The organism is Aquabacter cavernae, from assembly GCF_003993795.1.
Classification (GTDB): Bacteria; Pseudomonadota; Alphaproteobacteria; order Rhizobiales; family Xanthobacteraceae; genus Aquabacter; species Aquabacter cavernae.
This window is the reverse complement of record NZ_RWKV01000008.1, coordinates 1,437,172-1,458,737: the sequence shown is the minus strand read 5'-3', so window position 1 is coordinate 1,458,737 and position 21,566 is coordinate 1,437,172. Positions and strand designations below refer to the sequence as shown.

The 21,566-nt window shown below is 67.2% G+C and carries 21 protein-coding genes; 16 read left to right on the top strand and 5 right to left on the bottom strand.

Going from position 1 to position 21,566, the window contains the following annotated elements:
• From urtD to ureG, 8 genes are all read left to right on the top strand, one after another.
• Complete coding sequence (urtD, locus tag EJJ38_RS11370) at nucleotides 1–750, top strand: urea ABC transporter ATP-binding protein UrtD (protein ID WP_127090168.1); 750 nt, start codon at nucleotides 1–3, stop codon at nucleotides 748–750.
• Between the two features lie 181 nt (nucleotides 751–931).
• Entirely contained in the window at nucleotides 932–1,627 is a 696-nt protein-coding gene (gene urtE / locus EJJ38_RS11365; RefSeq protein WP_127090167.1) for an urea ABC transporter ATP-binding subunit UrtE, read from the top strand.
• Nucleotides 1,593–2,444 carry an urease accessory protein UreD gene (locus EJJ38_RS11360; protein ID WP_245454194.1) on the top strand — a complete coding sequence of 284 codons (852 nt, stop codon included), beginning with the start codon at nucleotides 1,593–1,595 and terminating at the stop codon, nucleotides 2,442–2,444. The genes urtE and EJJ38_RS11360 overlap by 35 nt, the downstream gene beginning before the upstream one ends.
• Nucleotides 2,445–2,513: 69 nt before the next feature.
• Nucleotides 2,514–3,134: an urease subunit gamma gene (locus tag EJJ38_RS11355; protein WP_127090166.1), complete on the top strand. Its 621-nt coding sequence runs from the start codon at nucleotides 2,514–2,516 to the stop codon at nucleotides 3,132–3,134.
• A gap of 58 nt (nucleotides 3,135–3,192) precedes the next feature.
• Nucleotides 3,193–4,905: an urease subunit alpha gene (gene ureC, locus EJJ38_RS11350; protein WP_127090165.1), complete on the top strand. Its 1,713-nt coding sequence runs from the start codon at nucleotides 3,193–3,195 to the stop codon at nucleotides 4,903–4,905.
• Nucleotides 4,906–4,966: 61 nt separating this feature from the next.
• A complete protein-coding gene (locus EJJ38_RS20635) occupies nucleotides 4,967–5,839 on the top strand; it encodes a UreE family protein (RefSeq protein ID WP_127090164.1) in 873 nt (290 codons plus the stop codon).
• Nucleotides 5,817–6,536 carry an urease accessory protein UreF gene (locus EJJ38_RS11340; RefSeq protein ID WP_245454193.1) on the top strand — a complete coding sequence of 240 codons (720 nt, stop codon included), beginning with the start codon at nucleotides 5,817–5,819 and terminating at the stop codon, nucleotides 6,534–6,536. Before EJJ38_RS20635 ends, EJJ38_RS11340 begins: the two co-directional genes overlap by 23 nt.
• On the top strand, nucleotides 6,533–7,153 hold the full coding sequence (gene ureG, locus EJJ38_RS11335; RefSeq protein ID WP_127090162.1) for an urease accessory protein UreG: 621 nt from the start codon (nucleotides 6,533–6,535) through the stop codon (nucleotides 7,151–7,153). Before EJJ38_RS11340 ends, ureG begins: the two co-directional genes overlap by 4 nt.
• Before the next feature lie 30 nt (nucleotides 7,154–7,183).
• Here the strand turns inward: ureG and EJJ38_RS11330 are convergent, their stop codons facing one another.
• A complete protein-coding gene (locus tag EJJ38_RS11330; protein WP_164738477.1) occupies nucleotides 7,184–7,609 on the bottom strand; it encodes a response regulator in 426 nt (141 codons plus the stop codon).
• Nucleotides 7,610–7,787: 178 nt separating this feature from the next.
• Nucleotides 7,788–8,357, bottom strand: a complete 570-nt coding sequence (gene efp, locus EJJ38_RS11325; protein WP_127090160.1) for an elongation factor P — start codon at nucleotides 8,355–8,357, stop codon at nucleotides 7,788–7,790.
• 180 nt (nucleotides 8,358–8,537) lie between these two features.
• Here efp and epmA point away from each other — a divergent pair, with 180 nt between their 5' ends.
• Nucleotides 8,538–9,590: an EF-P lysine aminoacylase EpmA gene (gene epmA / locus EJJ38_RS11320; RefSeq protein WP_127090159.1), complete on the top strand. Its 1,053-nt coding sequence runs from the start codon at nucleotides 8,538–8,540 to the stop codon at nucleotides 9,588–9,590.
• Between the two features lie 15 nt (nucleotides 9,591–9,605).
• Here epmA and EJJ38_RS11315 read toward each other — a convergent pair whose 3' ends face one another.
• Nucleotides 9,606–10,694, bottom strand: a complete 1,089-nt coding sequence (locus EJJ38_RS11315; RefSeq protein ID WP_127090158.1) for an alpha/beta hydrolase — start codon at nucleotides 10,692–10,694, stop codon at nucleotides 9,606–9,608.
• A gap of 282 nt (nucleotides 10,695–10,976) precedes the next feature.
• Between EJJ38_RS11315 and EJJ38_RS20445 the strand changes: the two genes are divergently transcribed.
• Nucleotides 10,977–11,867, top strand: coding sequence for an NUDIX hydrolase (locus tag EJJ38_RS20445; protein ID WP_205666138.1), 891 nt, complete (start codon nucleotides 10,977–10,979; stop codon nucleotides 11,865–11,867).
• Between the two features lie 248 nt (nucleotides 11,868–12,115).
• On the opposite strand, the gene EJJ38_RS11305 is transcribed toward EJJ38_RS20445, so the two are convergent.
• On the bottom strand, nucleotides 12,116–12,304 hold the full coding sequence (locus EJJ38_RS11305) for a hypothetical protein (RefSeq protein WP_245454192.1): 189 nt from the start codon (nucleotides 12,302–12,304) through the stop codon (nucleotides 12,116–12,118).
• Nucleotides 12,305–12,651: 347 nt separating this feature from the next.
• The gene (locus tag EJJ38_RS11300) at nucleotides 12,652–13,659 is read right to left on the bottom strand and encodes a Bug family tripartite tricarboxylate transporter substrate binding protein (RefSeq protein ID WP_127090157.1); all 1,008 of its coding nucleotides are present in this window, start codon (nucleotides 13,657–13,659) and stop codon (nucleotides 12,652–12,654) included.
• A gap of 321 nt (nucleotides 13,660–13,980) precedes the next feature.
• Between EJJ38_RS11300 and EJJ38_RS11295 the strand changes: the two genes are divergently transcribed.
• The 6 genes from EJJ38_RS11295 (at nucleotide 13,981) to EJJ38_RS11270 (ending at nucleotide 21,550) form a co-directional block, all read left to right on the top strand.
• Nucleotides 13,981–15,600, top strand: a complete 1,620-nt coding sequence (locus tag EJJ38_RS11295; RefSeq protein ID WP_127090156.1) for an ABC transporter substrate-binding protein — start codon at nucleotides 13,981–13,983, stop codon at nucleotides 15,598–15,600.
• Nucleotides 15,601–15,859: 259 nt separating this feature from the next.
• Nucleotides 15,860–16,873, top strand: coding sequence for an ABC transporter permease (locus tag EJJ38_RS11290; protein ID WP_127090155.1), 1,014 nt, complete (start codon nucleotides 15,860–15,862; stop codon nucleotides 16,871–16,873).
• Between the two features lie 11 nt (nucleotides 16,874–16,884).
• Nucleotides 16,885–17,772 (top strand): ABC transporter permease, encoded by an 888-nt coding sequence (locus EJJ38_RS11285; protein ID WP_127090154.1) that lies wholly within the window; start codon nucleotides 16,885–16,887, stop codon nucleotides 17,770–17,772.
• A 15-nt stretch (nucleotides 17,773–17,787) separates the two neighbouring features.
• Complete coding sequence (locus tag EJJ38_RS11280; RefSeq protein ID WP_127090153.1) at nucleotides 17,788–19,635, top strand: dipeptide ABC transporter ATP-binding protein; 1,848 nt, start codon at nucleotides 17,788–17,790, stop codon at nucleotides 19,633–19,635.
• Between the two features lie 263 nt (nucleotides 19,636–19,898).
• The gene (locus EJJ38_RS11275) at nucleotides 19,899–20,111 is read left to right on the top strand and encodes an AtzG-like protein (protein ID WP_127090152.1); all 213 of its coding nucleotides are present in this window, start codon (nucleotides 19,899–19,901) and stop codon (nucleotides 20,109–20,111) included.
• A complete protein-coding gene (locus EJJ38_RS11270; protein WP_127090151.1) occupies nucleotides 20,108–21,550 on the top strand; it encodes an AtzE family amidohydrolase in 1,443 nt (480 codons plus the stop codon). Before EJJ38_RS11275 ends, EJJ38_RS11270 begins: the two co-directional genes overlap by 4 nt.
• Nucleotides 21,551–21,566 lie beyond the last annotated feature (16 nt).

The window sequence follows — 21,566 nt, the reverse complement described above, 5'->3', positions numbered from 1 at the left end:
ATGGAACCCGTCACCCAGTCGCTCCTCTATCTCGACAACGTCTCCGTGGTGTTCGACGGCTTCCGGGCGCTCAACGCCTTGTCGCTGACCATCGATGAGGCCGAGATGCGCGCCATCATCGGCCCCAACGGCGCGGGCAAGACCACCATGATGGACGTGATCACCGGCAAGACCCGCCCCACCAAGGGCGAGGCCATGTTCGCGGGCATTCACGACCTCACCAAGCTGGACGAGGCGGCCATCGCCCAATTGGGCATCGGCCGGAAATTCCAGACCCCCACCGTGTTCGACATGCACACGGTGGAGGACAACCTTCTGCTGGCCCTCAAGGAGGACCGGCGCGCCTTCTCCAACATCTATTGGCGCCGCACGGCGCGGGAGAAGGAGCGCATCGAGATCCTGCTGGAGCGCATCCGCATGACCGACCAGCGCTTCCGCAAGGCGGCGGAACTCAGCCACGGCCAGAAGCAATGGCTGGAGATCGGCATGCTGCTGGCGCAGGAGCCGCGCCTGCTGCTGGTGGACGAGCCCGCCGCCGGCATGACCGACCAGGAGACCGCCGACACCGCCGAGCTGCTGCGCGACATCGCCAAGACACAGTCGGTGGTGGTGGTGGAGCACGACATGCAGTTCGTGCGCGACCTCGACGTGAAGGTGACGGTGCTGCACGAGGGCTCGGTCCTCGCCGAGGGCAGCCTCGACCAGGTGAGCGCCAATGAGCGCGTCATCGAAGTCTATCTGGGGAGGTGAGGATGGGAGACCCGTTCTCACGCATGCAACCCACTCCCTCTCCCGCTTGCGGGGGAGGGTCGGGGAGGGGGCAGGCGTTCCCCTTCCGAAACCACGGCGCCATCTTGCCTGCGGTCACCCCCCTCCCAACCCTCCCCCGCAAGCGGGAGAGGGGTTCAGCGCGCGCCCACGGAGACCTGCCATGCTGAAGGTCGAGAACCTCGATCTCTATTACGGCGCGGCGCACACGCTGCGGAAAGTCTCGCTGGAGGCGCAGCCGGGGCAGGTCACCTGCGTGCTCGGCCGCAACGGCGTGGGCAAGACCTCGCTGCTGCGCGCCATCGTGGGGCAGCGGCCGGTGGCGGGCGGCTCCGTCACCTTCAAGGGGCAGGACATCACCCGCATGGCGACCCCCGACCGGGCGGCGCTGGGCATCGGCTTCGTGCCGCAGGGCCGCGAGGTGTTTCCGCTGCTCACCGTGAAGGAGAATCTGGAAACCGGATTCGCCCGCCTGCCGCGCAAGGACCGGAACGTGCCGGACGAGATCTTCGAGCTGTTCCCGGTGCTGAAATCCATGATGGGGCGGCGCGGCGGCGACCTGTCGGGCGGGCAGCAGCAGCAATTGGCCATCGGCCGGGCGCTGGTCACGCGGCCGAGCCTCCTCGTGCTGGACGAGCCCACCGAGGGCATCCAGCCCTCCATCATCAAGGATATCGGCCGCGCCATCGCCTATTTGCGCGACAAGGGAGATATGGCCATCATCCTGGTGGAACAGTATTTCGAGTTCGCCAAGGAACTGGCCGACAGCTTCATTCTCATGGAGCGCGGCGAGGTGGCGGTGCGGGGCGATCGGAGCGGGCTCGATGGGGATGATGTCCGCCGTCTCATGGCCATCTGAGGTGACGACCGGCGCGCCGGTGCGCCAGAGGGCACTGGGGCAGGTTCGGGTGCGGGCGGTGGCCGACAAGGGCCGCACGCGGCTCGACGACCTGTCCGAGACCGGCTCGCTGCGCATCCGCCTGCCGAAAAGCCAGGCGGGGTTCGAGGCGGTGCTGGTGAACACGGCCGGGGGCGTGGCGTGCGGCGATCACTTTTCCATCACGGCCGAGGCCGGGCCGGGGGCCGCGCTCACTTTGGCCTCGCCCGCCGCCGAGAAGGTCTATCGCTCCGACGGGCCGGTGGCGCGCATCGACGTGACGCTGAAGGCCGAGGCCGGCGCGGCGCTCCACTGGCTGCCCCAGGAGACCATCCTGTTCGACACCGCGCGCCTGTCCCGGCACTATGCGGTGGAGGTGGCGCCGGACGCGGCCTTCCTCTCCTTCGAGGCCATGGTGTTCGGCCGCGCCGCGCGGGGCGAGGTGATGGCTGAGGGACATCTCACCGACCAGTGGCGCATCCGGCGCGGCGGCGAACTCATTTATGCAGACGCCTTCCGCCTGTCCGGCCCGGTGGCGGCGCAATTGGCCAAGCCCGCCATCGGCAAGGGCGCGGCGGCGCTGGCCACGTTCCTCTATGTGGCTGGTGATGCCGAGGCGCGGCTGGATGGTGCGCGCGATCTCCTGTCGGAGGCCCGGTGCGAGGTCGGGGCGAGCGCCTGGAACGGCATTCTCGCGGTCCGCTGGATCGCCGCCGACATCGAGACGTTGCGGCGCGACGCCACCTCGTTTCTGATCGGGTTTCGAGAGGCGCCCATGCCTCGGGTCTGGGCGTCTTAAGTTGTTGGATTGACTGTTTCCCCCTCCCATTGCCGGGCAGTGGGAGGGACCGTGCTCTAGGAGGACAGCGTGCTTCTCACCCCGCGCGAAAAGGACAAGCTCTTCATCGCCATGGCGGCCGAGGTGGCGCGCAAGCGCCTCGCGCGCGGCGTGAAGCTGAACCATCCCGAGGCCATCGCGCTCATCACCGACTTCGTGGTGGAAGGCGCGCGCGACGGGCGCACCGTGGCGGACCTGATGCAGGCGGGCGCTCATGTGCTCACCACGGCGCAGGTGATGCCGGGCATCGCCGAGATGATCCACGACATCCAGGTGGAAGCGACCTTTCCGGACGGCACCAAGCTCGTCACCGTGCACCACCCCATTCGCGGCGGCGGCTCGGACGAGGTGCCGGGCGAGGTGATCACGCAGGAAGGGGACATCACCCTCAACGTGGACAGCGAGCGTGTGGTCGTCACGGTGGCCAATACCGGCGACCGGCCCATCCAGGTGGGCAGCCACTATCATTTCTTCGAGACCAACGGGGCGCTGGCCTTCGAGCGCGACAAGGCGCGCGGCATGCGGCTGGACATCGCCGCCGGCACGGCGGTGCGCTTCGAGCCCGGCTCCACGCGGGAGGTGACGCTGGTTCCCCTCTCCGGCAAGCGCGAGGTCTACGGCTTCCGGGGCGATGTGATGGGGCCGCTCTAGGGCCGGCCATCCCTTCCGTTCGTCTTCATCCTTTTTCCGTCGCGCGCCCGAGGCACCGATGACCAAAGCCCATCTTCCCCGCTCCACCTATGCCCAGATGTTCGGCCCGACCGTGGGCGACAAGATCCGCCTCGCCGATACCTGCCTCGTCATCGAGGTGGAGAAGGATTTCACCTTCTATGGCGAGGAGGTGAAGTTCGGCGGCGGCAAGGTGATCCGCGACGGCATGGGTCAGAGCCAGGTGACCAATGCCGAGGGCGCCGTGGACACGGTCATCACCAATGCGGTGGTGCTGGACCATTGGGGCATCGTGAAGTGCGACGTGGGCATCGCCAACGGGCGCATCGTGAAGCTGGGCAAGGCGGGCAATCCGGATGTCCAGCCGGGCGTGGACATCATCATCGGCCCCGGCACGGAGGTGATTGCGGGGGAGGGCAAGATCCTCACCGCCGGCGGCTTCGACAGCCACATCCATTTCATCTGCCCCCAGCAGATCGAGGAGGCGCTGGCCTCCGGCGTCACCACCATGCTGGGCGGCGGCACGGGGCCGGCCACGGGCACCTTCGCCACCACCTGCACGCCCGGCCCCTGGCACATCTCCCGCATGATCGAGGCGGCCGACGCCTTCCCCATGAACCTCGCCTTCGCGGGCAAGGGCAATGCCTCGCGCCCCGCCGCTTTGGAGGAAATGGTGCGCGCGGGCGCCTGCGCGCTGAAGCTCCACGAGGATTGGGGCACCACGCCCGCCGCCATCGATTGCTGCCTCTCGGTGGCCGATGCCTTCGACATCCAGGTGATGATCCACACCGACACGCTCAATGAGAGCGGCTTCGTGGAAGACACCATCGCCGCCTTCAAGGGCCGCACCATACATGCCTTCCACACGGAAGGGGCGGGCGGCGGCCATGCGCCGGATATCATCAAGGTGGCCGGGCTCGCCAATGTGCTGCCCTCCTCCACCAACCCCACGCGGCCCTACACCCGCAACACCATCGACGAGCATCTGGACATGCTCATGGTGTGCCACCACCTCTCGCCCTCCATCGCGGAAGACCTCGCCTTCGCCGAGAGCCGCATCCGCAAGGAGACCATCGCGGCGGAGGACATCCTCCACGATATCGGCGCGCTCTCCATGATGAGTTCGGACAGCCAGGCCATGGGCCGGGTGGGCGAGGTGATCATCCGCACGTGGCAGACGGCGGACAAGATGAAGCGCCAGCGCGGCGGGCTGAAGGGCGAGGGGCAGAACGACAATCTGCGCGCCCGCCGCTATATCGCGAAATACACCATCAACCCCGCCATCGCCCACGGCATGTCCCGGCATATCGGCTCTGTGGAGGCGGGGAAGCTCGCCGACCTCGTGCTCTGGACGCCCGCTTTCTTCGGCGTGAAGCCGGATCTGGTGCTGAAGGGCGGCGCCATCGCCATGGCGCAGATGGGCGATCCCAACGCCTCCATTCCCACGCCCCAGCCGGTGCATTACCGCTACCAGTTCGGCGCCTTCGGCCGCGCGCGCACGGCCACCTCGCTCACCTTCGTGTCCAAGGCGGCGGTGGAGGACGGCATTGCCGCCCGCCTCCAGACCGGCAAGGCCCTGGTGGCGGTGGAGAATGTGCGCTCGGGCATCTCCAAGAAGGACATGGTGCTGAACGACGCCACGCCCCATATCGAGGTGGACCCGGAGACCTATGACGTGCGCGCCGACGGCGAGCTTCTGGTCTGCGAGCCCGCCGACGTGCTGCCCATGGCGCAGCGCTATTTCCTGTTTTGACCCTATTTCAGGCTAAGGTGCGCGGCTTTGCAGTCCGCGCACCCAGGCCACCGAGGTTCCCATGATCCGCGCCACCGCCATCGTCCGCCGCCCCGCCGTGAAAGAGGAGCGGGTGGTGGACATCGTCGTGCTCGACCATCAGGCCCGCCATCGCCGCCGCATCGTGATGACCGGCCAGAAGGGCACCCAGTTCCTGCTGGACCTGGAGAAGGCGACCGTTCTGGACCATGGCGATGCCGTGCGCCTGGAGGATGACCGGCTGGTGCGGGTGGAAGCCGCGCCGGAACAGCTCATCGAGGTGCGCACCTCCAGCCCCCTGCGGCTGCTGAAGGCCGCGTGGCACCTGGGCAACCGCCATGTGCCCGCCGAGATCACCGAGGACGCCATCTATTTCGCCCACGACCATGTGCTGCTGGACATGGTGCGCGGCCTTGGCGCCCAGGCGACGCCCGTGGAGCGTCCGTTCCGGCCCGAAAAGGGCGCCTATGAGGCGGCCGAGGCCCATGGGGGGCATGATCACCACGGGCACGGTCATCACGACCATGGCCACCACGATCACGGGCACCATGGGCATGATCATGGCCACGCCCATTCTCACGCCCACGGGGCGCATGAGCATGGGCCGGGCTGCTGCGGGCACGATCATTCCCACGATCATGGTCACGCCCATTCTCACGCGCAGGCCCATTCCCACACCCATTCCCACGCGGCGCACGAGCATGCGGCGCACGAGCATGGGGCAGGGTGCTGCGGGCATGACCATGCTCACGCGCACGACCAAGGGCAGTCCCACAGCCAGTCTCATTCTCACAGCCATGCGCACGCCAAGGCCGAGGCGCACGCAACGTCCGAGGCGCATGCCCATTCCCATGAGCACGACCACGCCCATGGCGAGGGTTGCGGCTGCGGCCATGCCCATCACCGGCATGGCTGAGGCGCCCGCACACGGGGTGGCGGGCGTCGGCCTGCTGCCTCTGTTCGCCTGGCTCTCGCCCGCCTTTCCCGTGGGCGGCTATGCCTATTCCCACGCGCTGGAATGGGCCGTGGAGGCCGGGGACATCACGGACGAGGCGAGCCTCGCGGACTGGATCAAGGACCTGCTGCTGCACGGCTTCGCGCGCAGTGACGCGATCCTGCTGTCGCTCGCCTTCCAGGCGGCGCAGGCGGGAGACGCGGACAGGCTGGCGGAGGTGAACGCGCTGGCCGTGGCGCTCGCGCCCTCGGCTGAACTCAGGCTGGAGACCTGCCAGCAGGGCTTGAGCTTTCTCGATGCCGTGCGCGCCTCCTGGCCCCATGACCGGCTGGAGACGCTCGCGGGCGCCTTCACCGGAGAGGTGGCCTATCCGGTGGCGGTGGGCGCGGCGGCGGCGGTGCATGGGCTTCCGGAAGAGCAGGTGGTGCCCGCCTTCCTCCAGGCGCTCATGCAGGCTTTGGTATCGGCGGGCATCCGTCTCGCGCCTATCGGCCAGACCTCCGGCATGCGGGTGCTCTCCGCCCTGGCGCCCGCCATCATGGCGCTGGCGGCCGAAATCCCCGGCCTCGGCGAGGACGATCTCGGTACATCCACCTTCCGGGCCGATCTCGGCTCGTTCCGTCACGAAACCCAATATACGAGGCTGTTCCGCTCATGAGTGCGTCAGGCAATGGACCCCTTCGGGTGGGCATCGGCGGTCCGGTCGGCTCCGGCAAGACGGCGCTGATGGAAGCGCTCTGCAAGAGCTTCCGCACCCGCTACGACATCTGCGCCATCACCAACGACATCTACACCAAGGAAGATGCGCGCCTGCTCACTGTGGCCGGGGCGCTGGAGCCGGAGCGCATCCTGGGCGTGGAGACGGGCGGCTGCCCCCACACGGCCATCCGCGAGGATGCCTCCATCAATCTGCGCGCCGTGGCGGACATGCAGCGCAAGTTCCCGAACCTGGACGTGGTGCTGATCGAGTCCGGCGGGGACAATCTCGCCGCCACCTTCTCGCCGGAGCTGGCGGACATCACCATCTACGTCATCGACGTGGCGGGCGGGGAGAAGATCCCGCGCAAGGGCGGGCCGGGCATCACCCGCTCGGACCTGCTGGTGGTGAACAAGACCGACCTTGCCCCCATGGTGGGCGCCGATCTCTCCATCATGGAAGCGGACACCCAGCGCATGCGCGCGGGCCGTCCCTATGTCTTCTCGTCCATCCGCAACGGCGTGGGCGTGGACGTGGTGGCGCGCTTCATCGAGGAGGCGGGCGGCCTGAAGGCGTAAGCCGGCCGCGCAAGCCGAGGGCCCCTGGTATCAGAGGTGGGCGGGCTCGCGGTTCGGCACGCCCACGGCATCGGACGGGGCGTCGCGGCTGGCGAGCACGCGCCGGATGGCGTCGAGGATGACCGTGCCGGTATAGGGCTTCGGCACTTGCTGCGCGGCCTCGAAGCCCGCGGGCAGGGGCGCGCTGCCCACCATGCCGCTGCAGAAGATCAGCGGTATTCCACGCTCCGTCAGGATCTCGGCGGCCGGGAAGACCGGCTCGCCGCGCAGGTTCACGTCGAGAATGGCGAGGTCCGCCTCCACCCCTTCCGCCATGTGGAGGGCTTCGGCCAGCGTGCCCGCGGGGCCGATGACCGTGGCGCCCAGCCCGCGCAGATTGTCCTCAAGACTGAGGGCGACCAGCAGTTCGTCCTCGACGATGAAAATCCGCTTCCCCGACAGATTCATGGCCGCCAAGCCTTTCTCGTTGGTTCGCGCGATAACGGGGGAGACCGAACATCGGTTCCCACCGGGAGAGAGGAAACGCTGGGGCGTGGGTTTTTGATCCGGCCTGTTGCCGAAAAACCCGGGCCCCGAAAGCAAAACGCCACGGCCGGAGCCGTGGCGTTGGGAAGACGCAAGCCGCAGGACCGGATCAGTCCTTCGCGCGCTCCACATAGGAGGCGTCGGCGGTCATGATGACCACGCGGGTGCCGGTGGCCACATGGGGCGGCACCATGGTGCGCACGCCGTTGGAGAGCATGGCGGGCTTGTAGGACGAGGACGCCGTCTGGCCCTTCACGGTGGGTTCCGTGTCCACGATCTCCAGCGTCACGCGCGCGGGCAGCTCGATGGCGATGGGCGTGCCATTGTGCAGGGACAGGATGCATTCCATGCCTTCCTGCAGATAGACCTTCTGGTCGCCGATCACGTCCTCGGGCACGGCCACCTGGTCGTAGCTCTCCGGGTTCATGAAGGTGTAGCCGTCGCTGTCCTGGTACAGGAAGGTATGCGTGCGATCTTCCACGAAAGCGCGCTCCACCTGCTCGGTGGTGCGGTAGCGCACGGAGATCTTCACGCTGTCGGAAATACGGCGCAGGTCCATCTGCGTCACCGGCGTGCCCTTGCCGGGATGGATGTTTTCGGCGCTCAGAACGACGTAGAGCTTGTCGTCAACATCGACCACATTGCCTTTGCGCAGAGAGCTGGCGATAACCTTGACCACGTCACGTCTTCCTTAAAGATGGGGCGGCAGGACGCCGCTTGCGTTGGCGCGCACCATAGCGATCTTCGCGGCTTTCGCCAGTCTCCCCCTGCGTTTTCAGGCCGCGCAGGGGTTCCGGCAGGATGAGACGGCGTTCGGCAGGACCATTTGGCTTCTCGCAGGACGGCATTTCCCATCGCCATGACCAATACTTCCTCCGCGAGCCCCTGGTGGGACAGGTCCGTGCATGGCGACCGGCGCCCCTTCCTTCTGGCGCGCCAGCGCATCGCCGCCGCCATGCGCGGTTACTTTTCGGATGAAGGTTTCCTGGAGGTGGAGACGCCCATTCTCCAGATCTCGCCGGGTAATGAGGCGCATCTGCACGCCTTCGCCACCCAGTGGCATGCGCCGGACGGCGGGGTGGCGCCTTACTACCTGCGCACCTCGCCGGAATTCGCCGCCAAGAAGCTGCTGGCGGCGGGGGAGAAGAAGATCTTCGAACTGGCGCGGGTGTTCCGCGACCGCGAGCGGGGCCGGGCGCACCATCCCGAATTCACCATGCTGGAATGGTACCGCGTGGAGGCGCCCTATACGGCGCTCATGGAGGATTGCGCGTGCCTCATGGCGCGCGCCGCGCGGGCCGGGGGGCTCACATCCTTCTCTTATCGCGGCGTCTCCTGCGACCCCTTCGCGGAGCCGGAGCGGATCACCCTGGTGGAGGCCTTCGCCGCCTATGCGGGCCTCGACCTCTCCCGCTTCCTGGCCGATCCCGGCACGGAGCCGGAGGCGCCCGCCTTCGCCCGGGCCGCCGCCGCCGTGGGCATTCGCGTCGCCCCCGACGATAGCTGGGCGGACGTTTTTTCCCGCGTGCTGGTGGAGCGGGTCGAGCCGCGTTTGGGGCAAGGGCGCCCGACGATCCTGTGCGAATATCCCACCAGCGAGGCGGCTTTGGCGCGGCCCAAGCCGGGCGATCCGCGGGTGGCTGAAAGGTTCGAGCTCTATGCCTGCGGGCTGGAACTGGCCAATGCGTTCGGCGAACTGACCGACCCGGTGGAACAGCGCCGCCGCTTCGAGGTGGAGATGGCGCAGAAGGCGGCCATCTATGGGGAGCGCTACCCGCTGGACGAGGGCTTCCTCGCCGCGCTGGCGCATATGCCCCCCGCCAGCGGCTGCGCGCTGGGCTTCGACCGGCTGGTCATGCTGGCCGCCGGGGGGCGGAGCCTCGAGGACGTGCTCTGGGCGCCGGTGGAGTGACGGACAAGAGGAAATTTAGCGGGGGAACTGGGTCGCCGCCGTCACGCCGCTGATCTGGATCGCGCCGATCTCCACGGTGCCGGGAATCTCGCCGTTACCCTGGGCGACCGTCTGTTCCATGCTTTGCCGCAGTTGGCCCCTCAGGCCCGCCAATTGCGCGAACTTGCCGTGGTTGAGGCCGTCGCCCTCGGACTTCACGTCGGTCATGTCCACCACGATGGCGCCGAGCGCCACCAGTTCGGCGTCGTTCTTGTAGGACCCCAGCCGCTGCTTGCCGCCGGCGATCAAATCGGAGATGCGCAGGGCCTTGTCGTCATGGGAGACGATGACCACGAAGGGCTTGGGGAGCTTTCCGAAGCGCTTCAGCTGCGACTTGAACACGTCCACGTCGATGTCCGGCGCCGCCAGGATGATGTTCCCGACCCGGTTCGGGGGGATCATGGTCTTGTCGATCTTCATCTGCCGCAGTGCTTCCACCGTCACCCAATTGCCCATGGAATGGGCCATGATGTTGATGTGCTCGGCATTGCTCTGCGCCACGAGGGAGAGGGTCTTCTCCAGGTCGTCGCGGGCGGCGGTGGCGCTGTTATTGTCGTAGACATAATCCTCGGTCTTGCCCCGCGAGGCCCAGGTGAACAGCACCGGCACGGCGGTGGCGTCGGCGTCATGCGCCATCTGGGTGAGGCGGTAGAGCGCTTCCGCGAACTGGGTGTTGTAGCCGTGGACGAAGACGAAGACGTCCTTCTGTCCCTTGGGCCGCTTGGCCAGCTCCGCGTTCAGCTCCTGCACGAACTGGGCGTCGGTGTCCCGGTAGAGCGCCTCGTGCACCACCATGTCGGTGGCCGGGTTGCCCGGCTGCTGGCGCGGCCATTCGATGGCGCCGGTCTTGTGGGTGGGCGGCACGGTGAGGGTGACGGTGGCGAAGTCCAGCCCGGTGCCCCGCTCGCCGTTGAACAGCACGCCGGGATTCATGTCCCGCGCCCGCGTGGTGGCCACCAGGACCTTGCGGGGGGTCGCTCCAGGCGCTTCCGTGAGGCTGGGCACGAGCGCATCGGGGCCGGGGCGCGAGGCGCAGCCGCCGAGGACGACCGCAAGCGCCAGCATGAGGGCGGCCAGCCCGTATGCCCCTAAGCTATTGCCATGCCGCGAAAAAAGAACGCTCTCGCCCTGCACTCGGTTGCCCCTGACCTGTATTCCCGCCCCCACAATAGCAAGTTCACCCCCCGCCCACGACATGGGGATTTTTGACCGGAGGCTGCCATCTGGCGTGCTTCTTGCGAGCGGCGAGGCGCACTGCTTGCCGGGGGACAGCACTTTTGTTCGTATTTTTAGACAATTTTTGCTGCCGCAGGGTGAATGTGACAGACGCTCGGAGGATAATGACTCATGCCCCGTCCGCCTGATTCGTCCGCGGGTCGCCGCGTCCAATATGCAGCCTTGCCCTACCGCCAGCGGCAGGACGGGGAAGTGCAGGTGCGTCTCATCACATCCCGCGAGACGCGGCGCTGGGTCCTGCCCAAGGGCTGGCCCATGAAGGACATCGCGCCCCACAAGGCGGCCGCGCGCGAGGCGTTCGAGGAAGCGGGCCTCATCGGCAACACCTCGCCCAACGCCATCGGCCTCTACACCTATGAGAAGCGCCTGTCGGCCGTGCGCAGCGTGACCTGCGACGTGATGGTGTTTCCCATGAAGGTGAAGCGCTACCTGAAGAAATGGCCCGAGCGCAGCCAGCGCATCGGCTTCTGGTTCACGGTGGAGAGCGCCGCCGCCGCCGTCCAGGAAGAGGATCTGAAGGAACTGATCCTGCGCTTCGGCGCCATCATGGCGGACCGCCATGCCGCCAAGGAGGCGGCCAAGCAGGCCAGGGCGGCGGAGGTGGCGGAGGCGAAGGCCGCCGAGGCCAAGGTGGCCGATGCCAAGGCGGGAGCGGCGAAGGCCGTCGCGTCCAAATCCGCCGCTTCCAAATCCGCCGCTTCCAAGTCCGGCGATGTCCCGGCTGGCAAGGGTTCGGGTTCGGGCTCGGGTTCGGGCGGTGGGAAAAAGCCTGCCGTGGAGGCGTCCAAGGGGACGACCAGGGAGAGGTCCAAGAGCGAGGCGGGCGCCGCGCATGCCATCTCCCTGTCCATGGAAGGCGGGCTCCCCGGCCTCGGGACGGAGGTTCAGAAGGCGTCCGAGAAGGCCAAGGGCGGCAAGCGCAAGGGCGGCGCCGTGAAGCTGCGCGACGCGGACGTGCTTGAGCTGGCGGGTGTCGCGCGGCCCTTGCCCACCACCCATTAGGGCGGCGGCGTTCCGGCGGCCTGGCAGATTTTCTAAGCAGACAGCGTCATGGCCGGGACAAGCTCGGCCAAGACGGCCCTCGGGGGCTGGACGCCTTCTATCGCTCTGAATGTCGCTTGATCCTGGAGCGCGGTCTGGACCGCCCCCTATTCAGCACCCGCAGACAGCAGAACGGCCCGTCCGGTGGACGGGCCGTTCGTCGGTAAGGGGCGTGTCCCGGGACGGCGGGACGCGCCGGGATGCGGGGCTCACATGACGCGGGAACCGGCGTCGGGCGTGAGCTTCATGGCTTCTGCAAAGGTCTCGAACGCCAGCCAGGCGCGGCGCTTCAGGTCCGGCTTCGAGGCGGATTCCATCTGGTCGAGCAGCATTTCGGCATGTTCTCCCACGGGATGGCTCCGCATGAACGCCGCCGCATCTTCCAGCGAGCGCAACACGATACTCGACCCGGACACATTGACCTTCAGGGGCGGCAAAGGGGCGTGAGCGTGATGATCCATCGGTCCACCCTCCATTTTTTGGCGGTCCCCGGCAGGGGAGGCTTTTTGGTATTTTCGGCCCAAGCGGGCGGGAGGTACGGTTCAGGCCACATGGCGGGTCCTGAACACCGCTTAAACGCAGGATTTGCGGAAAGGTTCCGGGGCGCGACGAAAAAAACAGGGGCCGGCGCGCTCGTTCGTGATCGCGACGGGCGCGCATGAAAAAGCCGGCGAATGGTTTCGCCGGCTTGGTGGGCATTGAAGGCGTGGAGCCGGACGGCGGCCCGCGCGCAGGCCGCGCGCGGCTATTCCACCTTGGCGCCGGAGAGCTTCACCACCTGTGCCCACTTTTCCATCTCGGCCTTCTGGAAGGCCGCGAATTCCGGCGGGCTCATGATGCGGATGTCGGCGCCCACTTCGGCATAGCGCTGCTTCACCGCCGGGTCCTCAAGGGCCTTGTTCACCTCGGCATTCAGCTTGTCCACGATGGCCTTCGGCGTGCCCGCGGGCGCGAACAGGCCGAACCAGGAGGAGGCGTCGAAGCCGGGCACGCCGGATTCGGCGATGGTGGGCACGTCAGGCAAAGCGGGCGAGCGCTGGGCGGACGTGACGGCGATGGCGCGCAGGGCGCCGGCGCGGATCTGGCCGATGGAGGAGGGCAGGTTGTCGAACATCACGTCCACCTGGCCGCCCACCAGGTCGTTCACCGCCGGGCCGGAGCCGCGATAGGGAACGTGGGTCAGCTCGACGCCGGTGGCCTGCTTGAACATCTCCCCGGAGAGATGAATGGAGGTGCCGTTGCCGGAGGAGGCCATGGTGAGCGGAGGCTTCGCCGCCTTGGCTTCGGCGATGAATTCCTGGACCGTCTTGGCCTTCACTTTCTGGGGATTCACTTCCAGAACGTTGGGGACGCCCGCCACGAACGCCACGGGCACGAAGTCCTTGGCGGTGTCATAGGGCATCTTGGCATAGAGGGCGCCGTTGATGGCATGGGTGCCCACGGTGCCCATGACGATGGTGTAGCCGTCCGGCTCGGCTTTCGCGACCGTGTCGGCACCCGAATTGCCGCCCGCGCCCGCCTTGTTCTCCACGATGACGGTCTGGCCCAGCGACTTGGTGAGGTGCTCGGCCATGAGGCGGGCGAAGATGTCGGTGGTGCCACCGGCGGAGAAGGGGACGATCATGCGGATCGGCTTGGTGGGATAGGCCTGCGCCATGGCACCGCCCGCAGCGGTGAACGATACGGCGAGGCCGAGGCCGATCGAGGCGAGCGTGCGGGTCAGTCCGAGACGCGGTTGGCATGACAGGCGCATTAATCTTCCTCCTTGGTGCGCACTCTGAGAGCGTGCTGTCGCGGAGTATGACACAGCCTCATCATGCCTGCGTGAGGGTTGCATCGTCCCGCCGGCATCACAACTATTTCGATATGTGGCGCAGCATGGGCATGTCCATATGCATGCAATTTCGCTTTTTGTGATCAAATTTTGATCATATCGCATCAGTGATGAAGGAATGTGATCAGGAGAACATTGTATTAAGTCAATGATATAATTGAAAAATCAAAAAATAGCATGCAATTGGCACGGCACTTGAATGGAGGGATGCAGGCTTTCGTTTCCAGATGGGGGAACTTGATGAACCGCCGTGAATTCCTGCAAACCGCCTCCGCGACCGCCGTCGCCTCCGGGACCGCGGTGACCGCGCCCGCGGTCTTCTCCTCGGCCCAGGCCCAGGCGCGCAACGAGACGCTGCTGATCGTCTCCGAAAGCGGCCCCAACAATCTCGACATCCAGGGCGTCGGCACCAACGTGCCCGGCTATGAGGCCAGCTGGAACTGTTATGACCGCCTGATCACCCACCCCATGAAGACGGTGAACGGCACCCCCTATTACGACAAGGACAAGTTCGAGGGGCAGCTCGCCGAGGACATGAATGTCGGCGACATGTCGGTGACGTTCAAGCTGAAGAGCAACGCCAAGTTCCAGGACGGCACGCCGGTCACCGCCAAGGACGTGAAGTGGTCGCTGGACCGCGCCGTCACCGTGGGCGGCTTCCCCACCTTCCAGATGAAGGCGGGCTCCCTGGAGAAGGCCGAGCAGTTCGTGGTGGTGGACGACCGCACGGTGCGCGTGGACTTCATCCGCAAGGATCGCCTCACCATCCCCGATCTCGCGGTGATCGTCCCCTCCATCTACAATTCCGAACTGGTGAAGAAGAACGCCACCGCGCAGGATCCATGGGGCCTCGAATACACCAAGCAGAACACCGTGGGCTCCGGCCCCTACAAGGTGGTGAAGTGGACCCCCGGCACCGAGGTGGTCTACGAGCGCAATGACAATTGGGTGGGCGGCGTGCCCAAGATGAAGCGCATCATCTGGCGCATGGTGCCCTCCTCGGGCAACCGCCGGGCGCTGCTGGAGCGGGGCGATGCCGACATCTCCTACGACCTGCCCAACAAGGACTTCGTGGAACTGAAGGAGAGCGGCAAGCTCTCCATCATCTCCACACCCTATTCCAACGGCCTGCAATATATGGGCATGAACGTGACGAAGCCGCCCTTCGACAATCCGAAGGTGCGCCTCGCCATGGCCTATGCCATGCCCTACCAGAAGATCATGGACGCGGTGCTCTTCGGCCTGTCCAAGCCCATGTTCGGCGCCCCGGCGGACGCCAAGACGGAAGTCGCCTGGCCGCAGCCCACCAAGTATGTGACGGACCTCGCCAAGGCGAAGGCGCTGCTGGCGGAAGCGGGCTATCCCAACGGCTTCGAGACCGACGTTTCCTTCGACCTGGGCTTCGCGGGCGTCAATGAGCCGCTCTGCGTGCTGGTTCAGGAAAACCTCGCCCAGATCGGCATCAAGACGACCATCAACAAGATCCCCGGCGCGAACTGGCGGACCGAGTTGAACAAGAAGACGATGCCCATGTTCACCAACGTCTTCTCGGGTTGGCTGGACTATCCGGAATACTTCTTCTTCTGGTGCTATCACGGCGCGAATTCCGTGTTCAACACCATGAGCTACCAGTCCAAGGCCATGGACACCTTCATCGACGGCGCCCGCGCGGCGGCGGCGAATGGCGACAAGGCGGCCTATGACACGGACATCAAGGGCATGGTGGACCTCGCCTTCGCCGATGTGCCGCGCATTCCGCTGTTCCAGCCTTATGTGAACGTCGCCATGCAGAAGAACATCACCGGCTACGAATACTGGTTCCACCGCCGGCTCAACTACGCGACGCTCCAGAAGTCCTGATCCCGTGCGGGGGGACGGGAAGCCGGGCGGCGTGTCGCTTGCGCGGCGCCCGCCCGGCACCTCCCCCCGCGTCTGGCGCCATCCTTGCATCGTTTGCGCCGGATCCGGCGAAGCGGGCGGGGCCGCCCCCTGTGACAGAACCGAGCGGGCAGGATCCGCCCGCTCGGCCCACCGCACTCTAAATCTTTGAGCGAGAACACGGCATCCGGTCGGCTTGCAGCGCAGGACGGCCGGCCCGTGCTCCAGGGGAGAGGCCGTGATGCTGAAGCTGATCGCCAGCCGCCTTGCCACCGCCGTTCCGAGCCTGATCGGCGTCGTGATCGTCACCTTCCTTCTCACCCGCGTGCTGCCGGGCGATACGGCGGCCTATTTCGCGGGCCCCGCCGCCACGCCCCAGGCCATCGCCGAGATCCGCGCGAAGCTGGGCCTGGACAAGTCCATGCCCGAGCAGTTCGTGGACTATGTGAGCGCGCTGGCGAAGGGGGACCTGGGCTCCTCGCTCTCCACCGGCCAGCCGGTGATCACCGAGATCGCCACCCGCCTGCCGGCCTCCGCCGAGCTGACGCTGGCGGGGCTCATCCTGGCGCTGGTCATCGCCATTCCCTTCGGCATCGCGGCGGCGGTGAAGCAGGGGTCCTGGGTAGACCATTCCTGCCGCATCATCACCACGGCGGGCGTCTCGCTGCCGGTCTTCTTCACCGGCCTGCTGCTGGTCTATGTGTTCTATTTCAAGCTGGGCTGGGCGCCCGCGCCGCTGGGGCGCCTGGACGCCTTCGCCACCGCGCCGCCCGACATCACCGGCTTCTATCTCATCGACAGCCTGCTGGCCGGGGACCTGGAAACCTTCCGCGCTTCCCTGGCGCAATTGGTGATCCCGGCGCTGACGCTGGCCATCTTCGCGCTGGCGCCCATCGCGCGCATGACCCGGGCCTCCATGCTCTCGGTGCTCTCCTCCGAATTCGTGCGCACGGCGCGGGCGGCGGGGCTCACCCCCTACAAGGTCATCATCGTCTACGCCTTCCGCAACGCCATGCTGCCGGTCATCACCACGCTGGGCATGGTGTTCTCCTTCCTCCTGGGCGCCAACGTGCTGGTGGAGAAGGTGTTCGCCTGGCCTGGCATCGGCTCCTACGCGGTGGAGGCGCTGATCACGTCCGACTTCGCCCCGGTCCAGGGCTTCGTGCTCGCCATGGCGATCCTCTACGTGCTGCTCAATCTCCTCATCGACATCGCCTACGGCATCATCGACCCCCGCGCGCGCGCCGAAGCCTGAAGGAGGCCCGCATGACCCTCGCCACCACAGACGCCCCCCGCCGCCCCGGCGCCTTCATGGCGACGCTGAAGCACGCGCGCTATGTCATCTCCGACAACCCCGTCACCGGCCTCGCCTTCGGCATGTTCCTGGTGCTGGTGATCTGCGCGGTGCTGGGCCCGTTCATCGTGCCCCACGACCCCTATGCCTCCAACACTCCCATGGCGCTGAAGCCGCCCTCGGCCACCTATTGGTTCGGCACCGACCAATTGGGCCGGGACATCTTCTCCCGCGTGGTGGTGGCGGCGCGGCTCGATCTCGGCATCGCCATCTTCTCGGTGGCGCTGGTGTTCGCGGCGGGCGGCATTGCGGGCATCGCGTCCGGCTTCTTCGGCGGCTGGACGGACCGCATCATCGGCCGCATCTCCGACACCATCATGGCCTTCCCGCTGTTCGTGCTGGCCATGGGCATCGTGGCGGCGCTGGGCAATACGGTGACCAACATCGTCATCGCCACGGCCATCATCAACTTCCCGCTTTATGTGCGCGTGGCCCGCGCCGAGGCGGCCATCCGGCGGCAGGCGGGGTTCGTGCAGGCGGCGCGGCTCACCGGCAATTCGGAATGGCGCATCCTGCTCACGCAGATCCTGCCCAACATCATGCCCATCATGATGGTGCAGATGTCGCTGACCATGGGCTACGCCATCCTGAACGCGGCGGGCCTCTCCTTCATCGGCCTCGGCGTGCGCCCGCCCACGGCGGAGTGGGGCATCATGGTGGCCGAGGGCGGCACCTACATCATTTCCGGCGAATGGTGGATCGCGCTCTTCCCCGGCCTCGCGCTCATGTTCGCGGTGTTCTGCTTCAACCTGCTGGGCGACGGTCTGCGCGACATCGTCGATCCCCAGCGCCGCACCTGATCCATGGAGGCGACCATGCACGGCGTCATCGATCCGGCCACAGCCGACCTCCAGCCCAAGGAGGAGGCCCACGGCAAGCTGCTGGAAGTGAAGGACCTCACCGTCGAGTTCGTGACCCGCAACGGGCTCGTGAAGGCGGTGAAGAACGTGAACCTCACGGTGGCCAAGGGCGAGACCCTGGGCATCGTGGGAGAGAGCGGCTCGGGCAAGTCCGTCACCTCCTACACGGTGATGCGCATCCTCGACCGGGCCGGGCGCATCGCGGAAGGCTCCATCGCCTTTTCCGGCCTGGACATCGCCCACGCGCCCGAGAGCCAGATGCGCGACCTGCGCGGGCGCGAAATGTCCATGATCTTCCAGAACCCGCGGGCGGCGCTGAACCCCATCCGCACCGTGGGCCGGCAGATCGGCGACGTGCTCATGCACCATCTCCAGGCGGACCCCCGCAATGTGAAGGAGAAGGTGATCGACATCCTCAACCAGGTGCGCATCGCCCGGCCGGAGGAGCGCTACCACGCCTATCCGTTCGAGCTGTCCGGCGGCATGTGCCAGCGCATCGTCATCGCGCTGGCGCTCGCCTGTCGCCCCCAGCTCATGATCGCGGACGAGCCCACCACGGGCCTCGACGTCACCACCCAGAAGGCGGTGATGGATCTGGTGACCGAGCTGACGCGCGAGCGCGGCATGTCCACCATCCTCATCACCCATGATCTGGGCCTCGCGGCCGCCTATTGCGACACGGTCATGGTGATGGAGAAGGGCGTGGTGGTGGAGACCGCCCCCGCCGAGCAGATCTTCCGCAACCCGCAGCATCCCTATACCCGCAAGCTCATGCGCGCGACGCCCCGTCCGGGCATCACGCTGAAGGACCTGCTGCCGGAGAGCGAGGCGTCCTCTTCTACGTCCGTGCCATTCCCCCTCCCCAACCCTCCCCCGCAAGCGGGAGAGGGAGCGGGCGATGCGCTCTCCGTTGGCGACCCTCTCCCGCTTGCGGGGGAGGGCAGGGAGGGGGCCGCCGCGTCAGCGGCGGACATTCCCCTCCTGAAGGTGGAGAACCTGCTGAAGGAATATCCCCGCCAGGGCGTGACCGGGAGCTTCATGTCCGGCCTGCTGGGCAAGAAGGGCGACCCCAAGGACACCATCTTCCGCGCGGTGGACGGCATCTCCTTCGAGGTGAAGAAGGGCGAGAGCGTCGGCCTCGTGGGCGAGAGCGGCTGCGGCAAGTCCACCACGTCCACCATCGTCATGCGGCTGATCGATCCCACGGCGGGCAAGATCACCTTCGCGGGCGAGGATATCGGCGCCATCCCGGCCAAGGACTTCGCCCACCATCCCATGCGCCGGCGTATCCAGATGGTGTTCCAGGATCCCACCGAGAGCCTCAATCCCCGCTACACGGCCTCGCGCGCCATCGCCGACCCGCTACTGCGCATGGGCGGCATGTCGGGCGGCGCGAAGATGCGCGCGCGGGTGGAGGAACTGGCGTCCATGGTGGGCCTGCCCGGCGATCTGCTGGACCGCTTCCCCCACCAATTGTCCGGCGGGCAGAAGGCGCGCGTGGGCATCGCCCGCGCCATCGCCCTCAATCCCGATCTCGTCATCCTGGACGAGCCCACGGCGGCGCTCGACGTGTCCGTCCAGGCGGTGGTGCTGAACCTGCTGGAGGAGCTGAAGCACAAGATCGGCATGAGCTACCTGTTCGTGTCCCACGATCTGCATGTGGTGAAGCTCTTGTGCGACCGGGTGATCGTCATGCGCCAGGGCCGGGTGGTGGAGGAGGGCACCTCCGAACAGGTGCTGGAAGCGCCCAAGGACGCCTATACGCGCGAACTTCTGTCCGCCATTCCGCATCCGCCGGTGTGAGGGGGCTTCCTGCTCCCGGTCTTCCCCCTCCCAACCCTCCCCCGCAAGCGGGAGAGGGCTTTACCCGCCGACACAACGCTAAGCTCCCTCTCCCGCCCGAACTCGGCTGTTGCCGCGTTCGGTTCGATAACGTGCCGAAGTCGGAAACATCCGACTTCGGTGCGGGGGAGGGGTGGGGAGGGGGCAAGGGAGCGACAGAAGAGCGGGATGACGTTCCTCAATTCGCCCCCCACACCCGAAGGAAATCAAAGAAAGGGAGTTCGATGTCCGTGCCGGAAACCCCCATTCCCCCGCCGGAGGAGCGTGACCTGGAGCGCCTGCTGGACGGTGCCATCGGCGCCTTCGCCATTCCCGTGGAGGGCGAGTGGCAGCGCGAGGCCATGGCCTATCTGCGCAACGTGGCCGAGGCCGCCCATTTCGTGATGGCCTATGATCTCCACGACGAGGCGGAGCCCGCTCCGGTGTACCGGCCATGAGCACCGACCTCACCACCCCCGACACCCCGGCGCCCGACGCGGCGGCCTATGCCACCGCCCCGGCCCATGAGATCGCCGCCGCCGTGAAGGCGGGCACCGTCACCGCCCGCGCGGTCATCGAGGCGAGCCTGGCCCGCATCGCGGCGCTGGAGCCGCAGGTGAACGCCTTCACCGACGTGACCGCCGAACGGGCGCTTGCCAAGGCGGACGCGGTGGACGCCGCCCGCGCGGCGGGCCGGGAGCTGGGCCGCCTCGCGGGCGTGCCGTTCGCGGTGAAGAACCTGTTCGACGTTCAGGGCATCGCCACCCGCGCGGGCTCCAAGATCAACCGCGACCTTCCCCCCGCGCCCCGCGATTCCACTTTGGTGGAGCGGCTGGAGGCGGCGGACGCGGTGCTCGTGGGCGCGCTCAATATGGGCGAATACGCCTATGACTTTACGGGCGAGAACGCCCATGACGGCCCCTCGCGCAACCCCCATGACCTCGGCCACATGTCCGGCGGCTCCTCGGGCGGTTCGGGCGCGGCGGTGGCGGCGGGAGAGGTGCCCCTGGCGCTCGGCTCGGACACCAACGGCTCCATTCGCGTGCCCTCCGCGCTATGTGGCCTGTTCGGCCTGAAGCCGACTTACGGACGCCTCTCCCGTGCGCGCACCTTTCCCTTCGTCTCCGCCCTCGATCATCTCGGCCCCTTCGCCCGCTGCCCGCTGGATCTGGCGCTCGCCTATGACGCCATGCAGGGCGAGGACCTGGACGACCCGGCGCTGACCCCGCGCCCCTATGAGGCGGTGACGCCGCTGCTCGATGAGGGAACGGAGGGCCTGCGCATCGGGGTGGCGGGCGGCTATTTCCGCGCCCGTGCCCTGCCGGAGGCGTTCGCGGCGGTGGATGCTGTCGCCGCCGCGCTGGGCGCCACCAAGGTGGTGGAGATCCCCGAAGCCGCCCGTGCCCGCGCGGCGGCCTATGTGATGACCGCCGCCGAGGGCGCCGCGCTCCATGCCCGGCGCCTCCATGCCCGCCCGCAGGATTTCGACCCGGCGGTGCGCGACCGGCTGATTGCGGGCCTCGCCATTCCCGCCGCCTGGGTCATGGCGGCCCAGAAGTTCCGCCGCGTCTTCCGCGCGCAGATGCTGGCTGCGTTCGAGGAGGTGGATGTGATCCTCGCCCCCTCCACCCCATGCCGGGCGCCGGAACTGGGGCAGAAGACGTTCGTGCTGGATGGTGAGACACTGCTGGTGCGGCCGAATCTCGGCCTGTTCACGCAGCCCATCTCCTTCATCGGCCTGCCCGTGGCGGCGGTGCCGGTCTGGGTGGATGGGGGGCTTCCGCTGGGCGTGCAGGTGATCGCGCCGCCCTGGCGCGAGGACCTTGCCTTGCGCGTCGCGCAGGCGCTGGCCGCGTCCGGCACGGCCAAGGCGCCGGTGGCGGCCCTGGGGGCCTGACGGCATTTGAGTTCTG